At 46.0% G+C, this 13936-nt stretch carries 11 protein-coding genes and 1 pseudogene; 7 read left to right on the forward strand and 5 right to left on the reverse strand.

Features of this window, described 5'->3' with window-relative positions:
- Positions 1-35: 35 nt before the first annotated feature.
- Both ACBR23_RS11140 and ACBR23_RS11145 read right to left on the reverse strand, forming a co-directional pair.
- Positions 36-965, reverse strand: a complete 930-nt coding sequence (locus ACBR23_RS11140; RefSeq protein ID WP_371119501.1) for a phosphoribulokinase — start codon at positions 963-965, stop codon at positions 36-38.
- Between the two features lie 569 nt (positions 966-1534).
- The gene (locus tag ACBR23_RS11145) at positions 1535-3178 is read right to left on the reverse strand and encodes a YcjF family protein (RefSeq protein ID WP_371119500.1); all 1644 of its coding nucleotides are present in this window, start codon (positions 3176-3178) and stop codon (positions 1535-1537) included.
- Between the two features lie 88 nt (positions 3179-3266).
- Here ACBR23_RS11145 and ACBR23_RS11150 point away from each other — a divergent pair, with 88 nt between their 5' ends.
- Positions 3267-3797, forward strand: coding sequence for a DUF937 domain-containing protein (locus ACBR23_RS11150; RefSeq protein WP_371119499.1), 531 nt, complete (start codon positions 3267-3269; stop codon positions 3795-3797).
- Between the two features lie 417 nt (positions 3798-4214).
- Here ACBR23_RS11150 and ilvD read toward each other — a convergent pair whose 3' ends face one another.
- Both ilvD and ACBR23_RS11160 read right to left on the reverse strand, forming a co-directional pair.
- Complete coding sequence (gene ilvD / locus ACBR23_RS11155) at positions 4215-5900, reverse strand: dihydroxy-acid dehydratase (protein WP_371119498.1); 1686 nt, start codon at positions 5898-5900, stop codon at positions 4215-4217.
- 233 nt (positions 5901-6133) lie between these two features.
- A pseudogene (locus tag ACBR23_RS11160) lies at positions 6134-6358 on the reverse strand (RNA-guided endonuclease TnpB family protein); the annotation flags it as partial.
- A gap of 472 nt (positions 6359-6830) precedes the next feature.
- Between ACBR23_RS11160 and ACBR23_RS11165 the strand changes: the two are divergent.
- Complete coding sequence (locus tag ACBR23_RS11165; RefSeq protein ID WP_340517451.1) at positions 6831-7673, forward strand: pentapeptide repeat-containing protein; 843 nt, start codon at positions 6831-6833, stop codon at positions 7671-7673.
- A gap of 132 nt (positions 7674-7805) precedes the next feature.
- The gene (locus ACBR23_RS11170; RefSeq protein WP_341735868.1) at positions 7806-8669 is read left to right on the forward strand and encodes a sulfite exporter TauE/SafE family protein; all 864 of its coding nucleotides are present in this window, start codon (positions 7806-7808) and stop codon (positions 8667-8669) included.
- Here ACBR23_RS11170 and ACBR23_RS11175 read toward each other — a convergent pair.
- The gene (locus tag ACBR23_RS11175) at positions 8666-9460 is read right to left on the reverse strand and encodes a hypothetical protein (RefSeq protein ID WP_371119497.1); all 795 of its coding nucleotides are present in this window, start codon (positions 9458-9460) and stop codon (positions 8666-8668) included. The two genes, ACBR23_RS11170 and ACBR23_RS11175, sit on opposite strands and share 4 nt — an antisense overlap.
- 156 nt (positions 9461-9616) lie before the next feature.
- Here ACBR23_RS11175 and ACBR23_RS11180 point away from each other — a divergent pair, with 156 nt between their 5' ends.
- The 4 genes from ACBR23_RS11180 (at position 9617) to cax (ending at position 13423) form a co-directional block, all read left to right on the forward strand.
- A complete protein-coding gene (locus tag ACBR23_RS11180; RefSeq protein WP_341735866.1) occupies positions 9617-9943 on the forward strand; it encodes a hypothetical protein in 327 nt (108 codons plus the stop codon).
- A gap of 82 nt (positions 9944-10025) precedes the next feature.
- Positions 10026-10565 (forward strand): GIY-YIG nuclease family protein, encoded by a 540-nt coding sequence (locus ACBR23_RS11185; RefSeq protein WP_371119496.1) that lies wholly within the window; start codon positions 10026-10028, stop codon positions 10563-10565.
- Between the two features lie 494 nt (positions 10566-11059).
- Positions 11060-12130, forward strand: coding sequence for a serine/threonine protein kinase (locus tag ACBR23_RS11190; protein ID WP_371121552.1), 1071 nt, complete (start codon positions 11060-11062; stop codon positions 12128-12130).
- A 171-nt stretch (positions 12131-12301) separates the two neighbouring features.
- Positions 12302-13423 carry a calcium/proton exchanger gene (cax, locus tag ACBR23_RS11195; RefSeq protein ID WP_341735863.1) on the forward strand — a complete coding sequence of 374 codons (1122 nt, stop codon included), beginning with the start codon at positions 12302-12304 and terminating at the stop codon, positions 13421-13423.
- The last annotated feature ends 513 nt before the right edge of the window (positions 13424-13936 follow it).

Genomic DNA, 13936 nt, shown 5'->3' on the forward strand with positions numbered 1-13936 from the left:
TCGACTACGCTCAGGGCACCGCAAATAACTAACAACTAATATAAATGAATTGCTTTAATCATGTGATAAGCAATCAAAAGTTGAGTCAAAGCTAGGGGGTAACTTTGCAAAACTTCGCCAGTTGTACCCACAAGTTTACCAATTTCAGAATTGCCTTCGGTCGAGCAAAAGCCTCGCAAATGTGGCATTTCGTTACACAAAATCTTTTCCAGTTCGTTTACCTGTTCGCTAGTAGCATGGGAGTCTACTTCCAAGACATCAACGGGTTTTCCCATATCCCGATCGAGATCTAAGCGAATTGCCGGTTTAAAATTATCACTACCTTGGCTTAAAATCTCAGTGAAATCTGGATGAGGAATGGTCGGTCTCAGCACTAAACGGACGCTCAAATTTACTTCATTGTCCTCTTCTGGTAAGTAAAAAGTAACGACAACATCAGCAAACTTGCGCTGGGGACGAATAAAGTCTTCGGAATCATTTTCCCGCTTTTTCATTTCCGCAAGTACCTGTTCTTCAGTATAGCCACGCTTCATAATATCGCGCTTAACTTTCCACTGAGTTCGCAGTTCTTCTGGGGGAGCAAGGTACACTTTTACGTCATAGGAATCGCGGATTGCACGAGTTGAATAACCCAGCAAACCTTCCACTATCACAAATTTGCTGGGCTTGATGTATTCCGGGGGGTCAAATGTACCTGTGCTGTGATTATAAATGGGTTTGAGAATAGCTTGACCGGTACGTAACAGACTTAGGTGCTGTTGCATGATATCTAGGTAATTGCAGTCAGGATGCAATGCTGTGAGCCCTATTTGGGCCCGCTGCGTCCTGTCGTAGCGGTGATAGTCATCGGTACAAATAATGGTGACATTTTCTGGTCCCAATACTTGTGCAATTCCCTTGGTCAGGGTGGTTTTGCCTGCTGCGCTGTCTCCGACAATACCCAGAATGATTGGTCGATCGCTCATGGTTTTTCCCCCGCCAAACAATACTAATTTTTGTTGTAAACTTTAAATCTTATCAAAATTGTGTTCGATGCGATCGCTTAAGAAAGGAAGAAGGAAGAAGCAAGAAGTCACCCCCCCCAGCCCCCCCCAAGGGGGGAAATTTAGGAAGAAGCAAGAAGGAAGAAGTCACCCCCCCCAGCCCCCCCAAGGGGGGAAATTTAGGAAGAAGAAAGAAGACCCTTCGACTTCGCTCAGGGAAAAAACTTCCTGTGCCCCATGCCTCATGCCCTTCCCCCATCCCCCTTGGGGGCAGGCAGGGTGGGGGGGTCAGGGGGGGTTCCCCATGCCCCATTGGTGTCAACTTAAGCCTGAGACCCTTGAGAAATCTGGGTTTTACGCCAAGTCTAGATCCCCCTAAATCCCCACCCCCCCAAGGGGGGAAGGGGGACGAAAGAGAAGACTCCTGTCCCCCCCTTCTTAAGGGGGGCTAGGGGGGATCTGGCCTTAATAGTCAAACAGCAGTCTCTGACTGGGTTTGACGTTAAGTTGACACCAATGCCCATGCCCCATACCCAACTACCAATGCCCAATTACCACTCATCCTTTTGTTTGTTACTGTAAGTTTCCCAATCTTCATATTCCTCGGAACGATACAAGGGTTCCGGTTCTATTTTTGATTCTAATTCTGGTACTATTTCTAATTCTGATTCCTCTGACTTTTGATAAATATTCAAAGGTTCGACGACGCGGGCGATCGCATCTTTAACAAAAGCCTTCACAAACTCATCTTTCCGATTTAATTGAAACTGCCTTTGCACTACTTCCGCAATCCCACCGTCACCCCAATCTTGGTCATGGCGAAAATATTCAATAAAACTTTTACCCGCAATTCTAGTTAAATAAGCCGCACTAACTGCTTGAATAGCCTTGCCAAGTACAAACCCAGCTACACTTAACTGAAGTGCCCTTGACACTATTTGAATTACACCTTCAACTATCCCCAAACTAGCTAATGTCTTTGCCAGAGAGAATGCCAATTCTTTAGCACGATCGATATTTAATTCACAACCATAAATCTTGCTAATTTCTACTACCATTTGAGCGTTAACTGCTGCTGTTGCCAGTAAATCTACCACTGGCAAAGGCGTGACTGCAATGACTCCTGCCCCAATCCACTGAAATCGCTCTACTACCTTATCAGCTTGCCGGCGCCTTTGAGCATCAATTAACTTGCGAGCTTGGTCTCCCAAGTGCTGAGATTGCAACAAAATATTATCAGCAATTAAATCTTCTCCTTCCGCTCGCAAAATCGCAGCAACGCGCCGAATTAATGGCATAATATCCGGGTCAGGCTGAAAAATTGTGCCGTTTTCCAGCCTGACTGGTTGAGGATTAGCGCTAATTTCTACCACATCCATTGCCGCTACCAAACCCTTAACTCGTTCCCGGAGTCTAGAGAGAATTTCATCTCTGTCGCTGTCGAGATAAAGGTCAATTTTATTAAAAACTACGATCGACCTTTTGCCAATTTCCGCCAAATTACGCAGCGGTTCATATTCAGATTTTCGCAAATCGCCATCCAAAACAAATAAGATCAAATCAGCCCTCGCCGCCAACTGTCTTGCCAACTCCTCCCTGTAGGTGCCCGCTACTCCCGCTTCTAAGATGCCTGGGGTATCAGTAATTGCTAATTCTCGATCGATCCCTTTCAATTTGAGAGTGTAAGTTGCTTCAACTTCCGTAGTTCCCATCGGCGCGCCTACCTGTCCCGCCATCCTTCCCACCAGGGCATTCACCGCAGAAGTTTTGCCCGCAGAACCGGTGCCGAACACAACTATCCGAATGCTACCGCGAGCCATACTAGCTTCAATTTCTCGCGCTTTTAACAGCAAAGCTTGCCGTGCTACTTCATCTTGAATGCGATCGACTTGTTGCCGAATTGCTTTCAAATTTTCTGTAGCAGCTTCACTTTTTATCACCGGAACCTTGGGCTTAATCACCCGTTTTCCCTTAGTTTTTTGAGGAATTTTTAGCAGATTCAAGTAATAAACAATCGCAAATATTAGCGTACCCAAAAGTACCACGATCGCCAAAATCAGCAAATTAGCTAGCAGCGGAGACGCAGACCACGCAACTTGAGTATAAAGTCCAGTTAAGGAACTGACCAGCCCAATAACCAGCCCCAGGGTGAGGCAGATAGTCGCGATTAATGTTAACAGACGTGGCAAAGACATGAGGGAGAGCGACCAATAAAAAGCTTGATGCTTTGATTTTTACATTTTATTTTCTATAGTTGAGTAATCATAGTAAGGAGCCAAAATTATGGGACTATTTGACCAAATTTTAAGTGCGATCGACAATCCCAACCAACAAGCAAGTCCCAATCAGTTGGGCGGTATTCTGAATGCAGTAGAACAGTTGAGTGGCAACCAGGGCGTCGATGCGGGCACAACTGAGTTAGCGATGTCGGTTTTAGGCGGCTACGTGCGATCGGCTTTACAAGACGTGCGATCGCAATCAGGAGATGCACAAGCGCAACAAGTTGTCAACCAATTTAGCGGCACAAATCCCAATCCGCAAGCAGTACAGAGTTTATTCGGAAACAACCAGTTAACCCAAATAGTTCAGGATATCGCTCAAAGAACCGGCTTGAATAACGCCACAGTCCAAGCGATGATACCGGTTTTAGTACCCCTAGTGCTCAACTTGCTGCAAACCGGCAGCAACACCCAGAATCCTGCCCCTGGGGGAAATTCAGTTTTGAATGCGTTTTTAGATGCAGATGGAGACGGCGATGTAGATATTACAGACACAATTTCCATGGCTAGTCGCTTCTTAACTCAGCGCAGTTAATTTGCGAATAGGGAATGGGGCATAGGTGTCAACTTAAGCCTGAAAGCCTTGAGAAATCTGGTTTTTACCTGAGTCTAGATCCCCCTAAATCCCCACCCCCCCCTAGCCCCCCCACCCCCCCCTGCCCCCCCCAAGGGGGGAGGGGGGAAGGGGGACTTTGATCGGACTCCTGTCCCCCCCTTCTTAAGGGGGGTTAGGGGGGATCTGGCCTTAATCGTCAAACAGTAGTCTGTGACAGGGTTTGGCCTTAAGTTGACACCAATGGGAATGCGGGAATGGGAAATGGGGAATTCGGCATTGTGAATTGGGCATTGTGAAGTCGAAGGACTTTCTTCCCTATTCCCTATTCCCTATTCCCTATTCCCTATTCCCTATTCCCTATTCCCTATTCCCTATTCCCTATTCCCTATTCCTTCTTTAACCCAAACCTAAATCAGTAACAGCACCAATACTGCTAGAAGAAACCAACTTAGCGTATTTAGCCAAAACTCCCCTGGTATAACGCGGCCCAGGAGCTTGCCAAACAGTCCGTCGTTGCTCCAATTCGGCCTCAGAAACATTGAGTTGCAACAAGCGATTTTGAGCATCTATTGTGATTGAATCACCCTCTGCTACCAGAGCAATTGTGCCACCAACTTGTGCTTCCGGTGCAACGTGACCGACAACCATGCCGTAAGTCCCGCCAGAAAAACGGCCGTCCGTAATTAACCCTACGGAATCACCCAAACCAGCGCCAATAATTGCAGAAGTTGGTGCTAGCATTTCCCGCATTCCAGGCCCGCCTTTTGGCCCTTCGTAGCGGATGACAATCACATCTCCCGCTTGAATCTTGCCTGCCAAAATAGCATCCAGACAATTTTCTTCAGATTCAAATACTCGCGCCGGGCCGGTAATTGTCGGTTTCTTGACTCCGGTAATTTTAGCAACGGCTCCCTCTGTTGCCAAATTTCCTTTGAGAATTGCCAGGTGTCCTTGAGCGTAAAGTGGATTGTTCCAAGGACGAATCACATCTTGGTCGGTGCGAGGTTCCGCAGGAATATTTGCTAATACTTCGGCAACTGTTTTTCCTGTGATTGTGAGCGCATCTGGGTGGAGTAAACCTTTTTCTAGCAGCATTTTCATTACTTGGGGAATGCCGCCGGCTTTGTGCAAATCTGTCGCTACATATTTACCGCTGGGTTTGAGGTCGCACAGCACGGGAACTTTGGCTCGAATTGTTTCAAAATCGTCGAGGCACAGTTCAACACCGATCGCATTGGAAATAGCTAATAAATGTAGCACAGCATTCGTTGAACCGCCTACTGCCATGATGACCGCGATCGCATTTTCAAAGGCTTTACGAGTCAAAATTTGGCTAGGTAGCAACTGTTGGCGAATCGCTTCCACCAAAACGGTTGCCGATTCTGCCGCGCTGTCAGCCTTTTGGGCATCCTCAGCAGCCATTGTCGAAGAATAAGGCAAACTCATCCCCATCGCCTCAAAGGCGCTCGACATGGTATTTGCTGTGAACATTCCACCGCAGGAACCAGCGCCCGGACAAGCTTTTTGTTCTACTGCGGTGAGTTCCTCTTCGTCAATTTTGCCGGCGCTGAATTGACCGACAGCTTCAAAAGCGCTGACCACAGTTAAATCCCGTCCGTTGTAATGTCCTGGTTTAATGGTGCCACCGTAGACAAAAATAGCAGGAATGTTCATGCGGGCGATCGCAATCATCGCCCCCGGCATATTCTTATCGCAACCGCCCACAGCCAGCACACCGTCCATACTTTGACCATTGCAAACAGTTTCGATAGAATCAGCAATCACGTCTCTCGACACCAGAGAATATTTCATCCCTTCAGTTCCCATCGAGATCCCGTCGCTGATCGTAATCGTACCAAACATCTGTGGCATCGCGCCCGCTTCCTTTGTAGCCGCAATCGCCCGCATAGCCAGTTCGTTCAATCCCATATTGCAGGGTGTAATCGTACTGTACCCGTTAGCAATTCCCACAATCGGTTTAGTGAAATCGCCATCACCAAAACCAACAGCCCGCAGCATCGCCCGGTTGGGCGCACGCTGTACGCCTCCAGTCACAGCTTGGCTTCTCAAATTTTCAGGCATTGTGACATACTCCTACATTCATCATGCTTCACTTGACAGTGATACTTTTAATTGGGACAATCTCCGACATTCCGAAACAATCCCAAGATAGCACACTCAATAAAATTCCCAATTCATCATCGCTCTTGCTGATTTAGAGTCGATCTTTCTACTACCTTTTGCCACTATTTGAGATTTTTCCAACTCTCAAATACCTTTCCAAAGCATTCGAGCCAGATGCGAAACTGATATCAAGATGCGTCGTTAATAGACTTAGCCAGACAGGGATTATTAGCCATATTTTTAATTCTCAAATCGACCTAGGCTATCTTCTCGTTTGACGCTCACTACGCACCTTGCAAGTTTGATTGCATGGTACAATACGATTGCCTATTTATTTTGAGGTGGCGGTTACTTAAAATCTGTCTGGCTTTGCCGCTATTTTTTGAACCTTTTATTTTTCTAGATATCCGACGTTGACATAGCGCAGTATTTGTTTAAGTTGTATTTACCCACCTTTTTGTTGTCCATCCAATAGCGTATGCAGCTATTGCCGACAAACTCGGTGGTACGAATTGCTTCATCTACTGCCGTCAACTGACTAGATTTTCCCTAGGCTTTGAATTCAAAAACTAGCATTATTCTACCTCCCACATTATGCTACAAGTTCTAGCGTATAAGAGTTGGTGGCGTAACAAAGCTTTACAATTCAAGGCTTCCTATCGGGCGATGTGCTGCCCTTTGGCGGAGCGGGCCAACCGCGTAGCCGAAGTAACGGGGTTTTAAACCCCATTTCCCCATCGAGGTACACAATACTTTGAGCCTTGCAAAAATTTTACCGATACTGATACTACAGTGTACAGGGTGAATACCCTGGTTATCTGGGATGATGTGTATGGTATGACCCATCACTCTCAAACGTTTGAAACAAAAAATTGCGAGGCGAATCACATGGAGGCCGATCTAATTCTGAGGCAATATGCGGCCGGAGAAAGAATTTTTCGAGAGATTAACCTCGCGGGGGCTGACCTCAAAGGGGTAGACCTCAGCGAGGCTAACTTTACCAGAGCCAATTTCCAGCAGGCGAATCTCAAAGGTGCTAACCTCACCGGAGCCAACCTGCGCGAGGTGAAACTGGCTGGGGTGGACTTGACTGAAGCTAACCTCTGCGAAGCAAATTTGATTGGAACTGATTTGAGTCGCGCTAATCTGAGTGGTGCCAACCTTACTGGAGCGAACCTGCGTGGCTCAATGGCGAGGGAAGTCAACATGAGCAAGGCTAACTTGACGGAAGCTAATTTGACCGAAGCCAACTTTACTGAAGCGAATTTGTTTGCAGCCAACTTAACGGACGCTAGCATGATCCGCACTAATTTGATGAAAGCCAATTTGAGTTGGTCAACTCTCAAAGCGGTAAACCTGACAAATGCTATCCTGAGCGAGTCGGTTTTGGAAAGAGCTAATCTGACAAAGGCAATTCTCAGCGGGGCAATTCTCACCGGAGCCAACCTGACTGGTGCAGACTTGCGCGAAGTAAAAATGATTGGTGCTAATCTCAGCGAAGCTAATCTTAATAATGCTAATTTGAGAGTAGCTAATATCAGTTGGTCTAGCCTCCGGGGAGCTAACTTGAGCGGTGCTAATTTGTATCGCGCACAACTTTGTTGGTCTAATTTGAGCGGAGCGGTACTCGTAGAAACTGTTTTGATTGATGCTAACCTCAATCGAGCTAACTTCCGGGATGCAGATTTAAGACGGGCGATTATGCCTGACGGCACAACTAATGATGCTTAAAAAGTTGTAAGTTGAGTGTTAAACATTAACCGTTGACAAATGTTATTGGTTATTAGTTATTGGTGATTAGCATCCCCAAGCGAATCACAAATAACAAATAACAAATAACAAATAACTACTAACTACTAACTAATGACTGTCAGCGAATTATTGATTCTGGGTGCGGCTGGACTTTTGGCAGGAATTCTAGCAGGATTTTTGGGCATCGGCGGTGGCACGATGCTCGTACCTTTGTTGGTTGCTCTCAACTACGCGCCGGTGGAAGCTGTGGCTACGAGCGGTTATTCCATCGTAATTACAGCTATTTCTGGCAGTTTCCAGAATTGGCGCATGGGTTACTTCAGTTTGAGTCAGGTAGCAGGAATTGGTTTTCCTGCGGTAATAACAGCACAAATCGGTGTTTATTTGGCGGGAATATTTCCGCCTTACTTGTTGTTAATTGCTTTTGGGATGTTGCTGTTACTGAATATTTATTTAATTCAAGTTCGCAAATATCTGACAGAAGCAAAAAAAATGCCAGAGGGACAACAGGGTATGGGAGGAGAAACGGGACAAGGGGAAAATTCCCCATTGCCGATTTCTGATTCCCGAATCCCGAATCATCCCCATTTTTTGTTTAATCGAACTTTGGCCAAAGTTACCACTGGTGGTTTGGCTGGTTTATTAGCAGGGTTGTTCGGTGTAGGCGGGGGTGTGATTATGGTGCCACTGCAAATTTTGCTCTTAGGAGAAAGTATTAAAACAGCTATTCAAACGAGCTTGGGCGTAATTGTGATCACTGCTATTTCAGCGACTTTGGGACACGCGGCGCGTGGGAATGTTTTGTGGAATGTGGGTTTGATTCTGGGCGCTGGTGGATTGTTGGGTGCCCAGGTTAGCACTCGGTTTTTGCCAAAATTATCCGATCGTCTAGTTAGTTTAGCCTTTCGATCGCTCTTGGCACTTTTATCGGTTTATGTTTTTTGGCAAGCTTGGCAAAAATTTACTCACACTTAACTTTTCACTGATAGCTGCTTCACGGCGCGAGTCAGGCGCTGCAAATAAGGCTTGACAATTTGTTGATTTTGTCGCTGCAATTGGGAAACTTGCTCTTGCAATTGCTGAATCTCGGTTTGCAGTGTCCCTACATCTATGGTGGGTCGATCGAGCAAAACTTGCAATTGGCCCAGGGAACTTTGGATTTGATTAAAGTCTATCTCCTCCGATCGCTGCTGCAACTCTGCTGTCATATTTTTAACTTCCGTTAACTTTTCGTCCATCAACAAAAACCGGACATTCACATTTTCCCAATCTAATTCTCTCAGGGCGCTATTTTCCAAACGGACGAGTTTTTGCTGCAACTCGGAGAGGATAGTGTCTATTTCCTCAGAGTCAGCCGGATGCGCCTGCATTTGCTGTTGCAGGGAAGTCAGGGTGGCCTGTATATCAGGGATGGCGTGGGATTCCAAACTGCGAAGTTGCTGCTGCAAGTCAGAGAAGGTGGTATGGAGTTCCTTGGAGTCTCCCGGAAGTGTCTGAACTTGCTGTTGGAGGGACTTTACTGTCAATTCTACGCCTGCGATCGCAGAATTTGCCTTTTGCTGCATTTTTTGCTCGAAACGTTGGCGATTGAGGAAATTCAGCGACAGTGCAGCGGTTAAAGGAGCCGCAGCGTAGATAATTTGCCCTGACAATGCTGCGACAATCGTGCCAATAGCTGAACCGGCTATGGATGCGTATTCTGCGACTTCTACCCAGTCTCGCTGGTTTGAGGAGCTTCTGAGGGCTGGGAATGATACGTCGTTCATTTTCTGCATAGTTGCGGATTAACCTTTTAGTCGTGTGGTAGATTGCGATCGGGATTAGGTTAAACTCAAGAGCTTGTACCAAAAATCCTACATCCAAATCCTACATCCAAAATCAGAAATCAGTTTGTCAGCCACCAGTCAGGAGGTATAAAAAAAATGGGTCTCAAAATTATTGAAAGCTATGACGGCAGTTTTGTCCTCGAACCGAGTGCTAAAGCTGTACTGTTGAGTTTATTAACCGCTGAAAGTTTCCAGACACAAGTAGCACAACAATTGCACTGCTCGCGCATTGAGTTTACCAACTTACTTTTTCAGCCAGTCCCTTACAGCACCGAGACTCCCAAGGGAATGCCTGCGGAGTTTGAAAAGTATCACAATCACAGCGATTTTGCGATCGTGAATGTGCCACCTAATTTCATGTTCCAAGCCAAAGTCTTTAAGCCCAGTCGGCTCTGTGCCATTTATCGAGTATTTAATACTTAGCTAAAAACAGTTTACCAATTAGCTCAAACCTAGTTAATCTCTGATTTAACTATCAAATATTACATCTAAAATCTCAAATAGAATGACAGAAGACATTCCCACATTAGCTAGCTTAGAATTCTTTCCCTACATCGATGCTGAGGGAAAATTACCAGAATTTGTACAGGGAAAAATAGGCGTTTGCGCGATTTTCGACAGCGATAAAGTCCTCCAATTTGTGGGATATTCTCGCGATATTTACCTCAGCCTGAAACAATATCTAGTGCGCCAACACCAACACTGCTACTGGCTGAAAGTCCAAATAATCGATCGACCAAACCGCACTATTCTAGAAAATATCCGACAAAGTTGGATTGCCGAAAACGGTTCGGAGCCTGCGGGTAATGGTGTCGATGCTGGGAAGTGGAACGATCCCATCGATACCAAAACTGTAATGACAGTCGAAGAAATAGCAAATTATGAAGCTATTATTATCGATGAACTTGCCAAAGATAAATTGTTGAAAAATGTAGCGCGACGGGTAGAAAATGAAATCTTATCCCAACTCAAATCCCGTGGTGTTACGGAAGAAATTCGATTTAATCCTAAACTGAAAACTAGCGGATTGCTAGATTTGAAGTAAATTTGAAGTAAAGCAGAACCCCCTTTCAATTATCCCTTAAATACCCGACTGCTTCTGTGTAGTTGGGTATTTGGTTTTAGGCGAATTTTTAAGATAGTTAGGGACACCAGACTGGTCTGAAAGCGCGTTGTTACCAAGTTTTTGGGATGCAATAAGTAAATCCACTAGACATCTCCTAAAAAGCGAGTCTTGAACAGGCAGGCGGTGTCAGCCAGCGTAGTCGAAGGGTCGAAGGGATGCCTGTTCCACAATAATTATGGGAGATGTCTAATTAATTAGCGGTTTCTGCCCTTCTTCCCGGTTCCCCTGAGCCCTTCGGCTACGCTCAGGATAAACTCCGTCGAAGCGCCTTCTTCCTTCTCCCATACAAAAAACATTGATTCTCAAGTTGGGCTGATCGGGGCCAAAATATTATGAATGTAAATCGTATTGCTATTGTTGCATCTGCCTTCTGCCTTCTTCCTGGAACATCTGCTTGACATTCAAAATACCCAATGGATATGAAACCAACTCTTTTGAACAACCGCTATCGCATTATTGCCAAACTCGGCACTGGGGGTTTTGGGGAAACTTTTCTAGCCCAAGATACTCAAATGCCTTCAGCTCGCTGCTGTGTACTCAAGCAGTTAAAGCCTACTGCTAAAAATCCTCAAATTTTACATTTAGTTCAACAGCGGTTTAAACGGGAAGCTGCCATTTTGGAACTACTCAACGAACGGAAATATAGAATTCCCCAACTTTACGCTTATTTTGAAGAGTCTGGGCAATTTTATTTAGTTCAAGAATGGATTGACGGGGAAAATCTGGCGCGTAAGATACAAGAACAAGGACTGTGCAGCGAGGGAACTGTAAAATCCATATTAATCAGTGTATTGGAAATTCTTGATTATATTCACGCTCATGGCATTATTCACAGGGATATTAAGCCTGACAATATTTTGTTGAGAAAGCGAGATGGACAGCCAGTGCTGATTGATTTTGGAGCGGTGAAAGAAACGATGGCAACCGCGGAGAACTCTGCGGAAAATTCCCGCTCTATCCTGATAGGTACTCCTGGATTTATGGCATCGGAACAGGCAAACGGACGACCCATTTATGCTAGTGATTTATTTAGCTTGGGATTGACTGCGATTTATTTACTAACTGGGAAGATTCCTCAAGAATTAGAAGTAGATGCGGAAACAGGAGAGTTTGTTTGGCGGCATTTGGCTGGCAATATTAGTTATAGTTTGGCAGCAATTTTGGATAAGGCAATTCGGTTTCACCCGCGCGATCGCTATGCAACTGCTAGGGAAATGTTAGCAGAAATACAAGGAGCGCTCAGTGCGATTCCTGACACAGAATTTTCCCTGCCATTGCCCACAGTTGCCGAATTCAAATTCCATAGTCAGCAAGCTTTTTGGGCAGATTTAATTGATTTCAAAAAAATTACTTTACTGGGGGGATTACTGGGAGCTTTAGCAAGTTTTGCTTTTGTGTTTAAAAGTCCAGAAACCAATCTCAATTATTCCATGGAAAAACTGATTCCTCTTGCCAAACAAGAACAGCTAATTCCCAATAAGTAAGAGAGGTAGATCCTTGAGATGACAACACTTGACTTAGGCCCTGGTTATCAATTAATTAGCAAATGCCCACTCCGGGCGATCGCAATTCACCACCAAATTCCCTGTCCCAACCCGTTTTTTCCATAAATCCACAAGCTATGATTTGGTGTTGGGAACCTTTCAGAAATCTCAATGCTGAACACAAAAACAATTCTTTCGAGTCTACTGCTATTTATCCCGATTTCCATTGCCGGACACTTCCTGGAATGGGAATCCTCCACAATCTTCATCACATCGGCCCTAGCCATCATCCCCCTAGCGGCCTGGATGGGTACTGCCACCGAAGAAATCGCCGTCGTCCTAGGCGAAAACTTGGGGGGTTTGCTCAATGCTACCTTCGGAAATGCCACTGAACTGATTATCGGCATCGTCGCCTTGAATGCCGGACTGATCGATGTGGTCAAAGCCAGCATCACCGGTTCGATTATCGGCAACCTGCTGCTAGTAATGGGACTTGCCATGCTCCTGGGTGGCTTGCGCTACAAAGAACAAGAATTTCAGCCCGTAGTCGCCCGTTTGAACGCTTCGGCGATGAACTTAGCCGTAATTGCAATTTTGGTGCCGACAGCAGTTGATGTCACCTCGAAAGGCATCGATCCAGAGACGATGCAAACACTCTCTAGCGCCGTGGCGGTAGTCCTGATCCTAGTTTACGTGCTGACACTGCTGTTTTCCATGAAAACTCACACCTATCTCTACGATGCCGGGGTAGCTGAGAGCGAAATCCTGGAAGGACTAGCCGACAGCAATTTAGCAGGAGACAATCCCGAACACAAAGTCAATCTACCACTGTGGATTGGGGTGCTGTTGGTGTGTACCCTGATGGTAGCTGCGGAGTCCGAACTGCTAGTCGGTACTCTAGAAGAAGCAACGGCCCGTTTGGGACTGAGTGCATTGTTTACTGGGGTGATTGTAGTTCCGATTATTGGTAACGCGGCTGAACACGCTACAGCAGTCACGGTGGCGATGAAAAATAAAATGGATTTGTCGGTTTCTGTGGCGGTTGGTTCGAGTTTGCAAATTGCTCTGTTTGTTGCTCCAGTGTTGGTTTTGGCAGGTTTTGTCCTGGGAAAACCGATGGACTTGAACTTTAATCCGTTTGAGCTTGTAGCGGTGATGGTAGCGGTGCTGATTGCTAATTCGATCAGTTCTGACGGTAAGTCTAACTGGCTCGAAGGTACTTTGCTGCTGGCAGCTTATGCAGTTTTAGCCCTAGCGTTCTATTTTCACCCGGTAATTGACGGACTTGCCTAGATGCAAAAGGAGGGGGGAAGGGGCAGGGCTGTTTTATTCTCAGCAAGCATGGGGGGGTAGGCAAAGAAAGGCGCTACCCCTAAACAATCATCGTTTTCTTGAGAATGAAACCGCCGAGTCCCTCTCCCCCTCTCCCTCTCTCCCCCTCTCCCTCTCTCCCCCTCTCCCTCTGTGCCCCTCTTCCCTCTCTTCCAGCTTCGTTTTTCCGTCTTCCTTTGCAAGTGGTCGTTGCGATCGTACAATGGAAGAGTAAGTGCGATCCGTTCACAGGTCTCAACTGACCATGACAGCGTTAATTACCAGCAAATAGAAGCGTGCCTAATTAATAAGCCTAGTCTTCAATTTTTGCCGGTGTCTTCAACAAAAACAAACACAAAGCGCTGTCGTTGTGCTATCCGCTAAACACTGGACAAAAGTGGACGAGATAGCCAGTCTAAGTCTTTAACTAGGCTACGTTAGTAAGGTCACGACACCTACGAGTGCTTTCCAGCTTGTAGCTATGTCGCCGGAGAT

Source organism: Microcoleus sp. (genome assembly GCF_041354475.1).
In the GTDB taxonomy this organism is placed as follows: domain Bacteria; phylum Cyanobacteriota; class Cyanobacteriia; order Cyanobacteriales; family Microcoleaceae; genus Microcoleus.